Annotated in this window: 16 protein-coding genes and 1 tRNA gene; all 17 read left to right on the forward strand. The window is 58.2% G+C overall.

Features of this window, described 5'->3' with window-relative positions:
* Positions 1 to 98: 98 nt before the first annotated feature.
* Entirely contained in the window at positions 99 to 1,391 is a 1,293-nt protein-coding gene (murA, locus tag ACQQ2Q_RS13840) for a UDP-N-acetylglucosamine 1-carboxyvinyltransferase (RefSeq protein WP_428187684.1), read from the forward strand.
* 148 nt (positions 1,392 to 1,539) lie between these two features.
* Positions 1,540 to 1,977 carry a DUF2948 family protein gene (locus ACQQ2Q_RS13845; RefSeq protein WP_428187685.1) on the forward strand — a complete coding sequence of 146 codons (438 nt, stop codon included), beginning with the start codon at positions 1,540 to 1,542 and terminating at the stop codon, positions 1,975 to 1,977.
* Between the two features lie 70 nt (positions 1,978 to 2,047).
* The gene (gene hisD / locus ACQQ2Q_RS13850) at positions 2,048 to 3,346 is read left to right on the forward strand and encodes a histidinol dehydrogenase (RefSeq protein ID WP_428187686.1); all 1,299 of its coding nucleotides are present in this window, start codon (positions 2,048 to 2,050) and stop codon (positions 3,344 to 3,346) included.
* Positions 3,347 to 3,348: 2 nt separating this feature from the next.
* On the forward strand, positions 3,349 to 3,822 hold the full coding sequence (locus ACQQ2Q_RS13855; protein WP_428187687.1) for a UPF0262 family protein: 474 nt from the start codon (positions 3,349 to 3,351) through the stop codon (positions 3,820 to 3,822).
* Positions 3,823 to 3,826: 4 nt separating this feature from the next.
* On the forward strand, positions 3,827 to 4,318 hold the full coding sequence (locus tag ACQQ2Q_RS13860; RefSeq protein ID WP_428187688.1) for a low molecular weight phosphatase family protein: 492 nt from the start codon (positions 3,827 to 3,829) through the stop codon (positions 4,316 to 4,318).
* A gap of 104 nt (positions 4,319 to 4,422) precedes the next feature.
* Positions 4,423 to 4,641 (forward strand): translation initiation factor IF-1, encoded by a 219-nt coding sequence (gene infA / locus ACQQ2Q_RS13865; RefSeq protein ID WP_018067566.1) that lies wholly within the window; start codon positions 4,423 to 4,425, stop codon positions 4,639 to 4,641.
* Positions 4,642 to 4,677: 36 nt separating this feature from the next.
* Positions 4,678 to 5,298, forward strand: coding sequence for a Maf-like protein (locus tag ACQQ2Q_RS13870; protein WP_428187689.1), 621 nt, complete (start codon positions 4,678 to 4,680; stop codon positions 5,296 to 5,298).
* Between the two features lie 2 nt (positions 5,299 to 5,300).
* Positions 5,301 to 5,507: a DNA gyrase inhibitor YacG gene (gene yacG, locus ACQQ2Q_RS13875; protein WP_428187690.1), complete on the forward strand. Its 207-nt coding sequence runs from the start codon at positions 5,301 to 5,303 to the stop codon at positions 5,505 to 5,507.
* A 40-nt stretch (positions 5,508 to 5,547) separates the two neighbouring features.
* The gene (locus ACQQ2Q_RS13880) at positions 5,548 to 7,338 is read left to right on the forward strand and encodes a sugar phosphorylase (RefSeq protein ID WP_428187691.1); all 1,791 of its coding nucleotides are present in this window, start codon (positions 5,548 to 5,550) and stop codon (positions 7,336 to 7,338) included.
* A 237-nt stretch (positions 7,339 to 7,575) separates the two neighbouring features.
* Positions 7,576 to 7,651 (forward strand) — tRNA-Phe (locus ACQQ2Q_RS13885).
* A 210-nt stretch (positions 7,652 to 7,861) separates the two neighbouring features.
* A complete protein-coding gene (locus ACQQ2Q_RS13890) occupies positions 7,862 to 9,013 on the forward strand; it encodes an acyl-CoA dehydrogenase family protein (protein ID WP_428187692.1) in 1,152 nt (383 codons plus the stop codon).
* A 1-nt stretch (position 9,014) separates the two neighbouring features.
* Entirely contained in the window at positions 9,015 to 10,085 is a 1,071-nt protein-coding gene (locus tag ACQQ2Q_RS13895; RefSeq protein WP_428187693.1) for an enoyl-CoA hydratase/isomerase family protein, read from the forward strand.
* A 25-nt stretch (positions 10,086 to 10,110) separates the two neighbouring features.
* Positions 10,111 to 11,712: a GMC family oxidoreductase gene (locus ACQQ2Q_RS13900; RefSeq protein ID WP_428187694.1), complete on the forward strand. Its 1,602-nt coding sequence runs from the start codon at positions 10,111 to 10,113 to the stop codon at positions 11,710 to 11,712.
* Positions 11,713 to 11,755: 43 nt separating this feature from the next.
* Positions 11,756 to 12,646, forward strand: a complete 891-nt coding sequence (gene mmsB / locus ACQQ2Q_RS13905; protein WP_428187695.1) for a 3-hydroxyisobutyrate dehydrogenase — start codon at positions 11,756 to 11,758, stop codon at positions 12,644 to 12,646.
* A gap of 217 nt (positions 12,647 to 12,863) precedes the next feature.
* Positions 12,864 to 14,357 carry a glycerol kinase GlpK gene (gene glpK / locus ACQQ2Q_RS13910; RefSeq protein WP_428187696.1) on the forward strand — a complete coding sequence of 498 codons (1,494 nt, stop codon included), beginning with the start codon at positions 12,864 to 12,866 and terminating at the stop codon, positions 14,355 to 14,357.
* A gap of 102 nt (positions 14,358 to 14,459) precedes the next feature.
* On the forward strand, positions 14,460 to 14,819 hold the full coding sequence (locus ACQQ2Q_RS13915; RefSeq protein ID WP_428187697.1) for a YbaN family protein: 360 nt from the start codon (positions 14,460 to 14,462) through the stop codon (positions 14,817 to 14,819).
* Positions 14,820 to 14,894: 75 nt separating this feature from the next.
* On the forward strand, positions 14,895 to 15,668 hold the full coding sequence (locus tag ACQQ2Q_RS13920; protein ID WP_428187698.1) for an SDR family NAD(P)-dependent oxidoreductase: 774 nt from the start codon (positions 14,895 to 14,897) through the stop codon (positions 15,666 to 15,668).
* Positions 15,669 to 15,673: the final 5 nt, after the last annotated feature.

Here is a 15,673-nt window from a genome sequence, read left to right on the forward strand (position 1 = left end):
AATTGAATGCGCTTCTCTTTTCCTCTAAGACGCCTTTCCTCGGCGGCAAGTACCCTGACGAAATAACAAGAAAGGCGGGCCCGGCCCGTAAGCACAGTATGGATCGTATTCGGATTGTCGGCGGAAATCAGCTCAACGGCATCATTCCCATCTCCGGCGCAAAGAATGCCGCGCTTCCCCTGATGATCGCGTCCCTTCTGACCAGCGATACCCTGACACTGGAAAATGTGCCGCATCTGGCCGATGTCGAACTGCTTCTGCGCATTCTCGGCAATCACGGGGTCGATATTGCCGTGAACGGTCGTCGCGAGCACCAGGACGGTTCTTATTCGCGCACCGTTCATTTCACCTGCCGCACGATTGCCGACACCACAGCGCCTTACGAGCTGGTGTCGAAGATGCGTGCCAGCTTCTGGGTGATCGGTCCGCTGCTGGCGCGCGAGGGCCGTGCCCGCGTTTCGCTGCCGGGCGGTTGCGCCATCGGTACGCGACCGGTCGATCTGTTCATCGATAGTCTTGTTGCGCTGGGCGCGACGATGGAAATCGATAGCGGCTACATCGAAGCGACAGCGCCGAAAGGCGGGCTTGTGGGCGCGCGCTACACGTTCCCCAAGGTTTCTGTCGGTGCGACCCATGTGATGATGATGGCGGCATCGCTTGCCAATGGTACCACGGTCATCGGCAATGCTGCCCGCGAGCCGGAAGTTGTCGATCTCGCCAATTGCCTCAATGCCATGGGCGCGAAGATCACCGGTGCCGGCACTTCGACAATCACCATTGAAGGGGTTGCCAGCCTGTCGGGCGCGCGCCACCGGGTTCTGCCGGACCGCATCGAGACCGGTACCTATGCGATGGCGGTGGCCATGGCCGGTGGCGATGTTGTTCTTCAGGGCACGGATCCCTCACTGCTCGATACAGCGCTTGAGGCCCTTCGCCGCGCCGGTGCGGAAATCACGCCGGTCGAAGGCGGTATTCGTGTTGTTGGCCATGGTGATGACATTCGTCCCGTGGACATCGTGACCGAGCCGTTTCCCGGTTTTCCAACGGACCTTCAGGCGCAGTTCATGGGTCTCATGACGCGTGCCAACGGGGTCTCGCATGTGACCGAGACGATCTTCGAAAACCGCTTCATGCATGTGCAGGAACTGGCGCGTCTGGGTGCGCATATCACGCTGTCGGGCCAGACGGCACGGATCGAGGGCGTGAAGGGCCTGCGGGGGGCTCCGGTCATGGCGACCGATCTTCGCGCCTCGGTGTCGCTGGTCATTGCCGGCCTTGCCGCTGAAGGCGAAACTCTGGTCAACCGCGTCTACCATCTCGATCGCGGGTTTGAACGGCTGGAAGAAAAGCTCACGCGTTGCGGCGCTATTGTTGAGCGGATCAGCGACTAACCTCCCATTTCGGGCGAAAATCGTCATTCCGTTTCATTTTTATCCAGCTTTGGGGCGCAACGGCGTTGCGTCCCTTGGCATCGCGACTTATTTCCAAGGCAAGTTGAATACTTCGGAAACAGGCGAGAGCCGGCGGGATTAAGATATCATGGATGCATTGAAACTTCTGGCTCTTGATCAGGACGACCTCGCGATCATCTCTGCCCATGTGCAGGATGGGGTGTTCAAGGTTGGCGATATTTCCTTTTCGGCCCGGGCCGGTCAGTTGAGTATCGTTCTCAATCGTTTTGTCTGGGAAAAGGCGCAGCGCAAGCAGAAGAGTTTCGAGCGTCGACGTGCAGCGATCACCTTCAAGCGCGTCAATGCCGTTCGCTCCATCGGATTCGATCGTTCCAAACGCGAAGAGGTGCTGTCATTGCTTGCCATCCGCTTCGTTCAGGACGGCGACGGGCCTGAAGGGCGCATCGAAGTCTTGCTGTCAGGTGGCGGGACGATCTCGATGGATGTCGAGGTGATCGAAGTGCAGCTTGCCGATACCGGCGGAGCATGGGAAACCGGCTTCATGCCGAGCCATCCGGGCAACTGAGCGCTGTAACGCAGTCCGGATCATAGAATATATGGCAGTGTCATCTGCCAAGAAAAAAGGGTCTTTTAGAGTGGCAATCTGGCTTGAACAGACGTCGAGTGATTTTGAGCACCGCTTTGCGGAATTTCTGATGACGAAGCGCGAAGTCTCCGACGACGTGAATGCCGTGGTGACCGCTATCATTTCGGATGTACGGGCCCGCGGCGATGCAGCGCTTGCCGAATACTCCAAGCGCTTCGACGGTCTGGACTTTGCTCAAACGCCGATGCGTGTCGGTCTGGAGGAGATCGAGGCAGCTGTATCGCTCGTCGAGCCGGAGGTTCTGGGTGCCTTGAAGCTGGCTGCCGAACGGATTGAAAAGCATCACGCCCGGCAGATGCCGAAGGACGATATCTATGAGGATGCGCTGGGCGTTGGCCTTGGATCGCGCTGGACAGCGATCGAGTCCGTCGGTCTTTATGTGCCGGGCGGGACAGCCAGCTATCCAAGCTCTGTATTGATGAATGCGGTGCCAGCCAAGGTTGCCGGTGTGCCGCGAGTGGTGATGGTTGTGCCGGCGTCTTCCGGGCTGATCAATCCGACTGTGCTGGCGGCAGCCCATATTGCCGGTGTCGATGAGATCTATCGGGTCGGCGGCGCGCAGGCGGTGGCAGCGCTTGCCTATGGCACGGAAACCATAGCGCCGGTGGTCAAGATCGTCGGACCGGGCAATGCCTATGTGGCAGCCGCCAAGAAGCACGTCTTCGGGACTGTCGGGATCGATATGATAGCCGGCCCGTCCGAAGTGCTGATCATTGCCGACAAGAACAATAATCCCGACTGGCTGGCTGCCGATCTGCTGGCACAGGCCGAACACGATACGGGCGCACAGTCGATCCTGGTCACCGATAATGCCGATCTCGGCCATGCGGTGATCGAATCGGTGGAGCGGCAATTGGAGACCCTTGGTCGCGCGGCCACCGCCGCGGCGAGCTGGCGCGATTTCGGGGCGGTGATTATCGTTCCGGATCTGGAAGCGGCTGTGCCCTTGGCTGACCGCATTGCTGCCGAGCATCTGGAACTGGCCATGGATGATCCTGACACATTGCTGCCCAAGATCCGCAATGCCGGTGCGATCTTTGTCGGCCGTCACACACCGGAAGTGATCGGCGATTATGTCGGTGGGTCGAACCATGTGTTGCCGACGGCGCGCTCGGCACGTTTCTCGTCCGGTCTGTCCGTTCTGGATTTCGTCAAGCGTACTTCGATCTTGAGGCTTGGCCCGGAACAGTTGCGCGAGCTTGCTCCGGCTGCGATTATCCTGGCAAAGAGCGAGGGGCTCGATGCGCACGCACGTTCCGTTGCCATACGCCTCAATCTTGAGGAGTAGCGATGGCTTCGGGCGACTTCCGTCTCTGCGATGTTATTCTCGATGAAACGATCGGGCGTTCGACGCCCGATGTCGAGCATGAGCGGGCGGTCGCCATTTTCGATCTGATCGAGGAAAACCGGTTTGAGCCTGCCGGTCACGAGCATGGGCCCTACAAGCTCTATCTCTCGCTGGTGGACAGCAAGCTGGTCTTTTCGATCAAGACCGAGGCAGAAGAGGGTGTGGCGACCCATATCCTGTCGCTCACACCCTTTCGGCGGATCATCAAGGACTACTTCATGATCTGCGAAAGCTATTACGAAGCGATCCGGTCCTCGACACCAAGCCAGATCGAAGCCATAGACATGGGGCGGCGGGGCATTCATAACGACGGCTCGCAGATCCTGATGGATCGGCTGTCCGGCAAGATCGGCATTGATTTCGACACGGCACGGCGTCTTTTCACGCTGGTCTGTGTTCTCTACTGGCGTGGATAGGCCGATGGAGAGCGACGCGCATGCGGGCGCCGCGGACAAGCTGCCGGGTGCCATTCTGTTTGTATGCGGAATGAATGCGATACGCTCGCCCATGGCGGAGGTTCTGGCGCGGCACTTGCTGCCGTCAGGAACCTATATCGCCTCTGCCGGTGTGCGGGCAGGGGAGCGGGATCCGTTCGTGGATGCCGTTCTGGACGAGATCGGTCTGGAACTCGGGCGGCGTCAGCCGCAACGGCTGGACGATCTGGAAGACGACTATTTCGACCTGGTGGTCACGCTTGCACCGGAGGCGCATCACGCGGCATTGGAGCTGACCCGGTCGATGGCGGTCGAGGTGCTCTACTGGCCGACGCCCGATCCGACGGTTGCGACCGGGACGCGCCAACAGATACTGGATGCCTATCGCGATGTGCGCGATAGGCTGAAAACGATGATAGAAGGCCGCCTTTTGAGCGGTCGAACGGCGGCTTCCGACACCGGTTTTCCGCCCGGTTGAAAAGCTTTCGTAACAAGGTTCACAAAACCGCGATGATTGTGTAGTTTCCGCCCACATTTTCGCGGAGTCATTTCCGCTGGATAAAACAGAAAGAAAAATGCTCAATGGCAAAAGAAGAAGTTCTCGAATTTCCGGGTGTGGTCGTCGAACTGCTCCCCAATGCGACGTTCCGGGTTAAACTGGAGAACGAGCACGAGATCATCGCCCACACTGCTGGCCGCATGCGCAAGAACCGTATTCGTGTTCTCGCCGGCGACAAGGTGCTGGTGGAGATGACTCCATACGACCTGACCAAGGGCCGCATTACCTATCGTTTCAAGTAAGATCACGCAAAACGCCGAACGAGAAACCCGGGGTCCATGGAACTGAGACAAAAGCTGATATTGGCCTCCGGCTCGCCGCGTCGCGTCGATCTGTTGAAACAGGTCGGCATCGAGCCAGATCGGCTGATGCCGATGGATATCGACGAGGCACCGAAGAAATCCGAACATCCCCGTTCGCTGGCAAGGCGGCTTTCGATCGAAAAAGCGCGTGCGGCTCAAGCCGCGGTGAAAAGCGATCTCGGCTGGAAAGACAGCTATATCCTCGCTGCCGATACCGTGGTGGCTGTCGGTCGCCGTATCCAGCCGAAGGCGGAGTATCTTGAAGAAGCCTCGTCTGCGCTCCATCTCTTGTCCGGGCGCAGTCACTGGGTGTTTACCGGTGTGTGCCTGATTACGCCCGACCGTACGGTGCGCCAGAAGGTAGTGGAAACCAAGGTCCGCTTCAAACGGCTGTCGCGTGCGGAAATCGAAGCCTATCTTGCTTCGGGCGAATGGCGCGGCAAGGCCGGGGCTTATGGTGTGCAGGGACTGGCCGGCAGCTTCGTGCAGAAGCTTGTCGGCTCCTATACCAATGTGGTCGGACTGCCGCTGTTTGAAACCACGCAACTGCTGGCTGGCGAGGGCTTTGATACTCTCGCATCCTGGGCAGAGGGATAAACATGTCGGAGAAACCATCCATCGGGGCGAAAGTCGAACCCCTTCGCAAGGCAATGCCGTGTCCGGAATGCCGTCGTCCGTCCACCCGTGAAAACTATCCGTTTTGCTCGGATCGCTGCCGATCGCTCGACCTTTCGCGCTGGCTGAATGGCGCCTATGCCATTCCGGTTGCAGATGATGAAAGCAGGGCTGACGGCGATGACGACTGATACGGCTTGAAAACACCGTCGCGCATGCTAGTCTTTCGCGATGCAGCAGAAAATCGATCCGCCCAAAGTTTCAACCTCGGACGATAGTGACCAGATACCGCGGCGATTGCGCGAGAGTCTGGAGCTGCATCTGGCCAATATCTATCCAGATCTCGACGAGAGTGATCTGGCCCGAAAGATTGCTGCTGCATTCTGGACTGAAGGCCATGTGCCTCGCCGCCGTGGACGCACGCCCATGCACCCGATCTGGACGGAGCGCGACACCTATGTGATTGCCTATGGCAACAGCCTGATCGATGGCGAGCACAAGCCGCTCGATCTGTTGAAGGACTTCCTGAGCGCGCATCTCAAGGGGACGGTTAGCGGCGTCCATATCCTTCCCTATTTCCCTTATACCTCCGATGATGGTTTCGCCGTCACCGATTACCGGGCCGTCAACAGCGTGCTTGGCGATTGGCATGATGTGGAGCGTATCGCATCAGACTTCCGGCTGATGTCTGACCTTGTGCTCAATCACGGCTCCAGCCAAAGCACCTGGTTTGCCGAATATCTGCAGGGCCATTCGCCCTATGACCGCTTTTATTTCGAGGCATCGCCGAGCGACGATCTGACCAATGTGGTTCGTCCGCGCGCCCATCCCTTGTTGCGTGAAGTGGAAACGGCCAATGGTACGCGCCATGTCTGGGCGACCTTCAGCCACGACCAGATCGATTTCGATTTTTCCAATCCGGAAGTCTTGCTGGAATTTATCCGCATCCTGCGCTTTCATATCGATCGCGGGGTGCGCACGGTCCGGCTCGATGCCGTTGCCTTTGTCTGGAAGGAAGTCGGCACCAATTGCATTCACCTGCCGCAAACCCATGAGATCGTGCGCCTCTTCAGGGTGCTTGCCGACTATGCAGAAGAGCCGGTGGTGTTGATCACCGAGACCAATGTGCCCAATGTTGAAAACCTCTCTTATTTCGGCAATCGCAACGAGGCGCATGCGATCTACAATTTCTCGCTGCCGCCTCTGATCCTGCATGCGCTTTTGAACGGCACGTCCAAGCATCTCAATTCCTGGCAGATGGCAATGCCGCCGGCACAGCTCGGTTGCGCCTATCTCAATTTTACCGCCTCCCATGACGGGATCGGCCTTCGACCGGCCGAGAGCCTTCTGGAAGACACCGAGATCGCCGACATGATCGAGACCGTGCAGGGCTTTGGCGGGCTTGTGAGTATGCGGCGTCTTCCCGATGGGGGTTTCCGCCCTTACGAGCTCAATGTCGCCTTGTTCGACGCCATGAAGGGCACTGTGAACGGCGTTGATGACTGGAATGTCGAGCGCTTTCTGTGCAGTCAGGCCATAGCCATGTCGCTGGAAGGAATTCCGGCCTTCTACATCCATTCGCTGCTGGCGACGCCCAATGATCTCGAAGGGGTTGAAAAGGCGGGTTATAACCGCGCCATCAACCGGCATCGCTGGCACTATCCCGAGCTTCAGGAAAAGCTCGCAGACCCGTCGACGATACAAGCTCGGGTGTTTTCGGAAATGAAGCGGCTGATCGGCATCCGTATCCGCCAGCCGGCCTTTCATCCCAATGCCACGCAGTTCACGCTGCAACTGGGGGAGAAGCTGTTTGGCTTCTGGCGCCAGAGCGATGACCGCACACAGAGCATATTTGCCATCCACAATGTCTGTGACGAAGCCATCAGCATTTCGGCGATGTCGCTCAATCTCATTGGCGGCATGAACTGGAAAGACCTTCTATCCGACGAGGTCATCAGTGCCCGAGGCGGCGATATCGCGTTTGCGCCCTATCAGTGCCGCTGGATCTCGAACAAGGCTTGATCGCTGTCTGAACAGCGCTCCTGCGGCAGCGGAAAAATGCCGCTGTTCAGCGGTAGCGCGTACAGTCGAAGCACATGATTTTTATGCTTTTTTCGACTTCTTATAGATCTCCGTCAAAAAAGTGCCATTTGCCGCTGGACATGGCCGAACAAGATGTTATAACGCGCTCGCTTCCGGGGGAAACTATCCCCCAAAGAACCGGGAAACCGGTCTTTCGCCCGCAAAACGGCGTCGGTTGCCCGGATAGCTCAGTTGGTAGAGCAGCGGATTGAAAATCCGCGTGTCGGTGGTTCAAATCCGCCTCCGGGCACCATTTTTCTAAACGAAAATCGGTGTTTGCGTTTGGTCGTCGTCCTTGCCGGCGCGCTTGCTGTCTCCTCACGACATATTCCACTTTAGCCCGGGGTGATTGCGCGTTCGTCGCATGCTAGTCCTTGCTTGCTGATCGCGCTCCTCACACAAGAGCGCGCGTCTGGCGATCGCAGCTATGCAATTTGCTGCGGTTCGGGAGGAGGAGGAATTTATGGAGTTTGCGCTCGATGACGAGCAGCGGGCCATTGTCGATATGGCGCGCCAGTTTGCAGATGAGGTCTTGCGGCCATTTGCGCTCAAATGGGACGAGGACAAGCATTTTCCGCTCGATACCTTGCGTGATGCCGGTGCTCTCGGCATGGGGGCGATGTATGTGCGCGAACAGTCTGGCGGGTCGGGGTTGGGGCGGCTTGAGGCTGCTCTGGTGATCGAGGCATTGGCCACCGGTTGCCCGACGATTGCTGCCTATATTTCCATTCACAACATGGTTGCCTCGATGATCGACCGGTTCGGATCGGATGATCAGCGCGAACGCTTCTTGCCCGGGCTTGCCAGCATGGAGGCTCTCGCCAGCTATTGCCTGACAGAGCCGGGCGCCGGCTCCGATGCGGCGGCCCTCACGACCAAGGCCATCCGGGATGGCGATCATTATGTCTTGAGCGGACAGAAGCAATTCATATCCGGTGCCGGTGCAAGCGCCGTCTATCTCGTCATGGCGCGCACGGGAGGTGAGGGGGCAAAGGGCATCTCTGCCTTTCTGCTGTCCAAGGATACGCCCGGTCTGAGCTTCGGGGCCATCGAGCGCAAAATGGGCTGGCATGCACAGCCGACACGGGCGGTCATTCTGGATGGCGCACGCGTTCCCGTGGAGAACCTGCTGGGGGCAGAAGGCGAGGGGTTCCGGATTGCCATGGCGGGGCTCGACGGTGGTCGCATCAATATCGCTGCGGCCTCGCTTGGCGGGGCGCAATCTGCTTTCGACAGCACGGTCGATTATATGGATGAGCGCAAGGCTTTTGGGAAACCGCTGCACGCATTCCAGGCTCTGCAGTTCCGACTGGCAGAGATGGCGACCGATCTGGAAGTCGCACGCAGCTTTTTATGGCGCGCGGCATCGGCGCTCGATCACGGCGATGCCGATGCGGCAAGGCTTTGCGCCATGGCAAAGCTGCATGTGACGGATCGCTGCTTCGAGGTTGCCAACCAGGCGCTTCAATTGCATGGCGGCTATGGTTATCTTGCCGAATACGGGATCGAGAAGATCGTGCGCGATTTGCGTGTGCACCAGATTCTCGAGGGTACGAATGAAATCATGCGGCTGATCATCGGGCGATCGATCACCGGTCGTGCGGGAGACCGATAGAATGAATGCAGCGCTGGATATTGTCGCAGGCGAGGAGGTCATCATCCGTCGCCGTGGCACTCTTGGCCACATCGCGCTTAACCGGCCAAAGGCTATCAACAGTTTGACGCTTGAGATGGTGAGATCGATCGCCAGTGCGCTGGATGAATTTGCCGAGGATCCGGGCATTGCTGCCGTCTTGCTGACGGGGGAGGGCGAGCGTGGGCTTTGCGCCGGCGGCGATATCAAGGCAATCCAGGCGTCGGCCAGCAAGGACGACGGTTGGGCGGAGACCTTTTGGCGTGAGGAATATCGTTTGAACGCCGTCATCAACGGATATTCAAAGCCTTATGTGGCGATCATGGATGGTGTGACCATGGGCGGTGGTGTCGGGCTTTCTGCCCATGCAAGCCATCGCGTCGTCACGGAGAAAACCCGGCTTGCCATGCCGGAAACGGGGATTGGATTCTTTCCCGATGTGGGGGCGTCCTGGCTGCTGTCTCATGCGCCGGGAGAAGTTGGAACCTATCTCGGTCTGACCGGGCAGATGATCGGCGCTGCCGATACCATGCTCGCCGGACTGGCCGATCACTATGTTGCGACCACGAGACTTGAAGATTTATACGCGGCCCTTGAGGCACTGCCCGCTGACGCGAGTTTCGAGCAGGTTGGCGATGTGATCGAAAGCTTTGAAGATATCGCTCCGGAAGGTGATCTTTCCGGCCATAAGCCACTGATAGACCGGTTCTTTGGCGAGAGTTCGATGGAGGCAATCATCGCTGGATTGAAAGCGGACGAGAGTGCGTTTGCCGCAGACACGCTTGCCACGCTCGAAACCCGTTCACCGACCAGTCTCAAGGTGACGCTTGCCATGTTGCGGGCCGGTCGTCAAAGTCGCGATCTCGAAACCTGTCTGGAGCGGGAATTTGGCGGAACGGCATCGACCGTCATAAGCCATGATTTTCATGAGGGCGTGCGGGCGGCGGTGATCGACAAGGACCGCAATCCGAAATGGCAGCCGCTGCGGCTCGACGATGTGGGGGAGGATATCGTTGAGGCCTATCTGACGCCGCATGTGCGGCCCTTGTTCTAGAATTGCAGCGGGAGGAGTACTGGCTGTGGGGGCAGAGACATTCGACTATATCATCGTCGGTGCCGGCAGCGCCGGATGTGTTTTGGCCAATCGGCTTTCTGCTGATCCGGCAAACCGGGTGCTGTTGCTCGAAGCCGGCGGTCGCGACAATTATCACTGGGTTCATATCCCGGTCGGCTATCTCTATTGCATCAACAATCCACGCACCGACTGGTGTTTCAAGACAGAGGCGGAGGCAGGCCTGAACGGCCGTGTGCTCGGCTATCCGCGTGGCAAGGTTCTGGGCGGATGTTCCTCGATCAATGGCATGATCTATATGCGTGGCCAGGCGCGGGATTACGATCAATGGCGGCAACTTGGCTGCGACGGCTGGGGTTGGGACGATGTGTTGCCCTTTTTCCGCAAATCGGAAGACCATCACGGCGGTGAAGACGAGATGCATGGGGCGGGCGGTGAATGGCGTGTCGAGAAGATGCGCGTCCACTGGGCCATTCTCGATGCTTTCAGAGCCGCTGCCAGCGAAGCCGGAATTCCGCAAACCGATGATTTCAATCGCGGCGATAATGATGGGTCGAGCTATTTCGACGTGAACCAGCGAAGTGGCATTCGCTGGAATACCTCAAAGGCTTTCCTGCGACCCGCCATGAAGCGGGCAAATCTGACCGTGCTTACCAACGCGCATGCACAACGTCTGCTGGTCGCCGACGGGGCGGTGGCTGGGGTTGAGGTCCATCACGATGGCATGGTGATGCAATATCATTCCCGAAAGGAAACCGTGCTTTCGGCTGGTGCTATCGGTTCGCCGCATCTCCTTGAATTGTCCGGCATCGGCAAGGGAACTGTCCTGCAACACGCGGGCATTCCTGTGGTGGCGGAGGTTCCCGGGATTGGTGAAAACCTGCAGGATCACCTGCAACTGCGCATGGTGTTCAAGGTGACGGGCGCACCGACGCTGAACGAAAAGGCATCGAGCCTGTTTGGCAAAGCGGGCATTGGGCTTGAATATCTCGTGCGTCGGTCAGGGCCGATGTCCATGGCACCAAGCCAGCTTGGCATCTTCACCCGGTCTGGACCGGAAAAAGATACACCCGATCTGGAATATCACGTGCAGCCCGTGTCTCTGGACAAGTTCGGTGAGCCTGTTCACAGATTTCCGGCCATCACGGCAAGCGTGTGCAATCTGAGGCCCGAAAGCCGTGGCTCTGTCCATGCGGCATCACCGGACTTTCGGCATCACCCGTCGATCCGGCCCAACTATCTGGCGACCGAAGGCGATCTGGAGGTGGCGGCGCGCTCCATTCGACTGACACGCCGTATTGCTGCCCAGCCGTCCTTTGCGCGGTTCAAGCCGGAGGAGTTCAAGCCGGGTTCGGCCTTTGAGGCGGATGAGGATCTAAGGCGTGCGGCTGGCGATATCGGCACGACCATTTTTCATCCGGTCGGTACCTGTCGCATGGGTTCGGATGTGGAGAGCGTTGTCGATCCGCGCCTGCGTTTCAGGGCATTGAAGGGGCTACGCATTGCCGATGCCTCGATCATGCCGACGATCACATCGGGCAACACCAATTCGCCAACGGTCATGATTGCCGAAAAGGCTGCGGAGATGATCCTGGCGGACCATCACTAAGCCGGTTGCGCACCGGACATTGCATACTCTGGGAGGAGAGCGAATGACGAGGATCACATGTATCGGTCTGGGCAATATGGGCGGGCCAATGGCTGCCAATCTGGTGGCTGCGGGTCACGCGGTCACAGGTTTTGACCTCTCTGCGGACATGCTGAAGGCGGCTGCGGAACGCGGTGTCAGTTCCGCGCCGACACTTGAGCAGGCGGTTGTGGATGCCGAGGTGGTGATCACCATGCTGCCCAAAGGCCAGCACGTGCTGCGTGTGTGGGCAACACTTGTGACACTTTCGAGGCCCGGACAACTTCTGATCGATTGCTCCACAATCGATGTGGACAGTGCCCGCAAGGCGCACCAGATGGCCGCCGCTGCGCAATGCCTCTCTCTCGATGCGCCCGTTTCGGGCGGCACCAGTGGCGCGGAGGCCGGCACGCTCACATTCATGGCCGGTGGCAGTGTCGAAGCGTTTGAGCGCTCGCGACCTGTCCTGGAAGCCATGGGCAGAAAGATCGTCCATTGCGGCGATGATGGCGCGGGTCAGGCAGCGAAGATCTGCAATAACATGATACTCGGCATTTCCATGATCGGTGTCTGCGAAGCGTTCGTATTGGCCGAATCACTGGGGCTCTCGCATCAGGCCCTGTTTGACGTTGCGTCGACATCGTCGGGCCAGTGCTGGTCGCTCACCAGCTATTGCCCGGTGCCAGGTCCCGTTCCCGCTTCGCCTGCCAACAAGGATTACCAGCCGGGTTTTGCCGCCGCCTTGATGCTGAAGGATCTGAAGCTTTCGCAGGAGGCGGCCATGGCGAGCGGTGCGGCTACACCGCTTGGAGCCGCTGCAGCACAACTCTATGGGATGCTCGATCGCCAAGGGCAGGGTGGCCGGGACTTTTCCGCCATTATCGAGATGTTGAGAGGCAAAACTGCCGTGGAATGAACCTTCGTTTCCTCTTGCTCCATTTTCACATCTGCGTAAAATGAAAGGCAAGTGAAAGCGTGAGGTTTCGTTGTCCGGGATATTGCAGCCTGCATTGGGAGCGACCGAGCTGGAAGCTGTGCGGCGATGCTCGCACCAAGGCATGTTCCATGACATTGGTCTCGCTTGATCAGACATACCGGCTTGCCGTTGGGCGGTCGCGGGAGGAGATAAGTTTATGAGCGGTTACATTCTGGCGATAGACCAGGGAACCACGTCGAGCCGTGCAATCGTCTATGACGCGCAGATGCAGCCTGTCGGTGTTGGCCAGCAGGAATTTACCCAGCATTTCCCCGATTCCGGTTGGGTGGAACACGACGCCGATGAAATCTGGCAAAGTGTCGTCGCGACATCCAGGGCTGCAATCAAAAACGCTGGTCTTCAGGCCTTTGATATCACAGCGATCGGTATTACCAACCAGCGCGAGACGGTCGTTCTGTGGGACCGAAAAACAGGCGAGCCCGTGCACCGGGCAATCGTTTGGCAGGATCGACGAACCGCGCGGTTCTGCGAGCGCCTGAAGGACCGGGATCTGGAACCGCTCTTTACCGAAAAGACCGGACTGCTGCTCGATCCCTATTTTTCGGGCACCAAGATTTCGTGGCTGCTCGACAATGTCGAGGGTCTGCGCGGGCGCGCCGAACGGGGTGAAATCTGCTTTGGCACGGTCGACAGTTTCCTTATCTACAAACTGACGGGCGGAAAAGTGCATGCCACCGACGCCACCAATGCGTCGCGAACATTGATCTACAATATCGCCGACAATGGCTGGGATGAGGACTTGCTGGAGATCCTCAAGATTCCGGTCGGCATCTTGCCTGAGGTGAAAGACTGCGCCGACGATTTCGGCATGACGGATGCCGGGATATTGGGTGCAGCGATACCCATCCTGGGAGTTGCAGGCGATCAGCATGCGGCCACCATCGGCAATGCCTGTTTCGAGCCCGGCATGTTGAAGTCCACCTACGGCACCGGTTGCTTCGCTCTGCTGAACACCGGTGCCGACAGGGTGCCGTCATCCAATCGGTTGCTGACGACCATTGCCTATCGCCTGAACGGCAAGACGACCTATGCGCTTGAAGGATCTATCTTTATCGCAGGCGCTGCGGTTCAGTGGCTGCGTGATGGTTTGGGCATGATATCGTCTGCATCGGAAGTGAATGAACTGGCTGCGAAAGCGGATCCAAATCAGAATGTCTACCTGGTGCCAGCCTTCACCGGGCTTGGTGCTCCCTACTGGGATTCAGATGCACGCGGCGCAATGTTAGGGATGACCCGGAATACGGGTCCTGCCGAATTCGCAAGGGCGGTATTGGAAAGTGTGGCTTATCAGACGCTCGATCTTCTCGACGCCATGCAAAAGGATTGGGCCGGAGACGCGAGATCGCAGACTGTGCTGCGGGTCGATGGCGGTATGGTTGCCTCGGACTGGACCATGCAAAAGCTGGCCGACATTCTGGCCGCCCCTGTGGACCGTCCTGTGAACATGGAAACGACGGCTTTTGGTGCTGCCTGGCTTGCCGGCTCCAAAGCCGGGATATGGCCGGATCAGGCGGACTTTGCTGCCAACTGGAAACGTGAGCGCCGGTTCGAGCCTTCAATGGATGAGACCCGGCGTGTGGCTGGTATAGCTGGCTGGAGAGATGCTGTTTCTCGGTGCCTCACCAAATAAGTTGACTGAAATTCGCCAGATTCCGCGTGGCAAGATCACATGGCCGGTGGCATAATAGCCTTGAGCGGTGATTTTGTCCCGCGTGCGGAAAAGCGGATTTTCATGAGAATTGTTCTTCTTTGTCTCGGTTGGCTTGCTGTGGCGCTGGGCGTGATCGGCGCCTTCCTGCCGATCCTGCCGACCACGCCCTTCATGATCCTTGCAGCCGCGCTTTTCGCCCGCTCGTCACCGCGTTTTGAGAAGTGGCTGCTGGATCATCCAAAGTTTGGAAAACCCCTGACCGATTGGCGAAAACAGGGTGCTATTTCGCGTCCGGCCAAGATTGCATCTTTAAGCCTGATGAGTGTCAGCTACGGCATCATCTGGTTCACCGGCTCGACGATGCCGTGGGTGCGGATAGGGACTGCCGTCATCCTGCTCAGCAGTGCCATCTTCATTGTCACCAGACCCGAACCGAGTTGAATTTTGCCGTGAATTGATCCAGTTCGGCTGGCTTTCCGTATACGTCTTTAAGGTAAAACTTGAGGGCGATTATTGATGCAGATTGGCGATAAACCGACACCTCCTTCGGCCTGGGTCATCGGTGCAAGTTCGGGTATCGGGCGGGCTCTCAGTCTCGCCTTGGTCAAGGACGGTTGGAGAGTTGCGGTCAGCGCACGAGGTGCGGAAGGGCTGGAAAGCCTTTTCGAAGAAGCGCGCACTTGTATCGAGCCGTTTGCTGTTGATATCATGGATAAAAAAGCTCTGGACACCGTGACCTGTTCGGTCAACGAGGTCATGGGACCGCTTTCGCTCGTTGTTCTTTGCGCTGGAAACTATGAGCGCGACAATCCGAGCCATTTTGACAGTGCCGCCTTGCAGCGCATGGTCGATCTGAACCTGATGGGAACGGCAAACTGTCTCGAGCGTGTTCTGCCGCCCATGATCGCCAAGGGGAAAGGTCAGGTCGCAGTGGTCTCTTCCGTTTCCGGTTACGCAGGTCTGCCGGGCGCGGCATTCTATGGCGCGACCAAGGCTGGTCTGGCGATCATGTGTGAGGCGATGTATCCGCAGCTCAAATCAAAGGGCATCGATATCAAGCTGATCTGCCCGGGTTTTGTCGAAACGCCTTTGACATCGAAGAATGACTTCCCCATGCCGTTCATCGTGTCAGCTGAAAAGGCGGCAGGCATCATTTTGCGCGGCTTGAAGTCAAAGCGCTTTGAGATCGCGTTTCCCTGGCAGATGAAATACGGCCTGAAACTGTTGCGCTTCCTGCCGTATCCCATCCAGTTCGCGCTTACGAAAAAGATGTTGCGCAAGGAAACCTGACCCTT

The organism is Agrobacterium sp. ES01, from assembly GCF_050320885.1.
Lineage (GTDB): Bacteria > Pseudomonadota > Alphaproteobacteria > Rhizobiales > Rhizobiaceae > Allorhizobium.

Bases quoted from the DNA above. Each gene is read 5' to 3' on its own strand.
- ACQQ2Q_RS13880 (WP_428187691.1), top strand. From the start codon at position 5,548: ATGCAGCAGAAAATCGATCCGCCCAAAGTTTCAACCTCGGACGATAGT.
- ACQQ2Q_RS13915 (WP_428187697.1), top strand. From the start codon at position 14,460: ATGAGAATTGTTCTTCTTTGTCTCGGTTGGCTTGCTGTGGCGCTGGGC.
- ACQQ2Q_RS13845 (WP_428187685.1), top strand. From the start codon at position 1,540: ATGGATGCATTGAAACTTCTGGCTCTTGATCAGGACGACCTCGCGATC.
- ACQQ2Q_RS13860 (WP_428187688.1), top strand. From the start codon at position 3,827: ATGGAGAGCGACGCGCATGCGGGCGCCGCGGACAAGCTGCCGGGTGCC.
- ACQQ2Q_RS13870 (WP_428187689.1), top strand. From the start codon at position 4,678: ATGGAACTGAGACAAAAGCTGATATTGGCCTCCGGCTCGCCGCGTCGC.
- murA (WP_428187684.1), top strand. From the start codon at position 99: ATGGATCGTATTCGGATTGTCGGCGGAAATCAGCTCAACGGCATCATT.
- yacG (WP_428187690.1), top strand. From the start codon at position 5,301: ATGTCGGAGAAACCATCCATCGGGGCGAAAGTCGAACCCCTTCGCAAG.
- ACQQ2Q_RS13855 (WP_428187687.1), top strand. From the start codon at position 3,349: ATGGCTTCGGGCGACTTCCGTCTCTGCGATGTTATTCTCGATGAAACG.
- glpK (WP_428187696.1), top strand. From the start codon at position 12,864: ATGAGCGGTTACATTCTGGCGATAGACCAGGGAACCACGTCGAGCCGT.
- ACQQ2Q_RS13895 (WP_428187693.1), top strand. From the start codon at position 9,015: ATGAATGCAGCGCTGGATATTGTCGCAGGCGAGGAGGTCATCATCCGT.
- ACQQ2Q_RS13920 (WP_428187698.1), top strand. From the start codon at position 14,895: ATGCAGATTGGCGATAAACCGACACCTCCTTCGGCCTGGGTCATCGGT.
- ACQQ2Q_RS13890 (WP_428187692.1), top strand. From the start codon at position 7,862: ATGGAGTTTGCGCTCGATGACGAGCAGCGGGCCATTGTCGATATGGCG.
- infA (WP_018067566.1), top strand. From the start codon at position 4,423: ATGGCAAAAGAAGAAGTTCTCGAATTTCCGGGTGTGGTCGTCGAACTG.
- mmsB (WP_428187695.1), top strand. From the start codon at position 11,756: ATGACGAGGATCACATGTATCGGTCTGGGCAATATGGGCGGGCCAATG.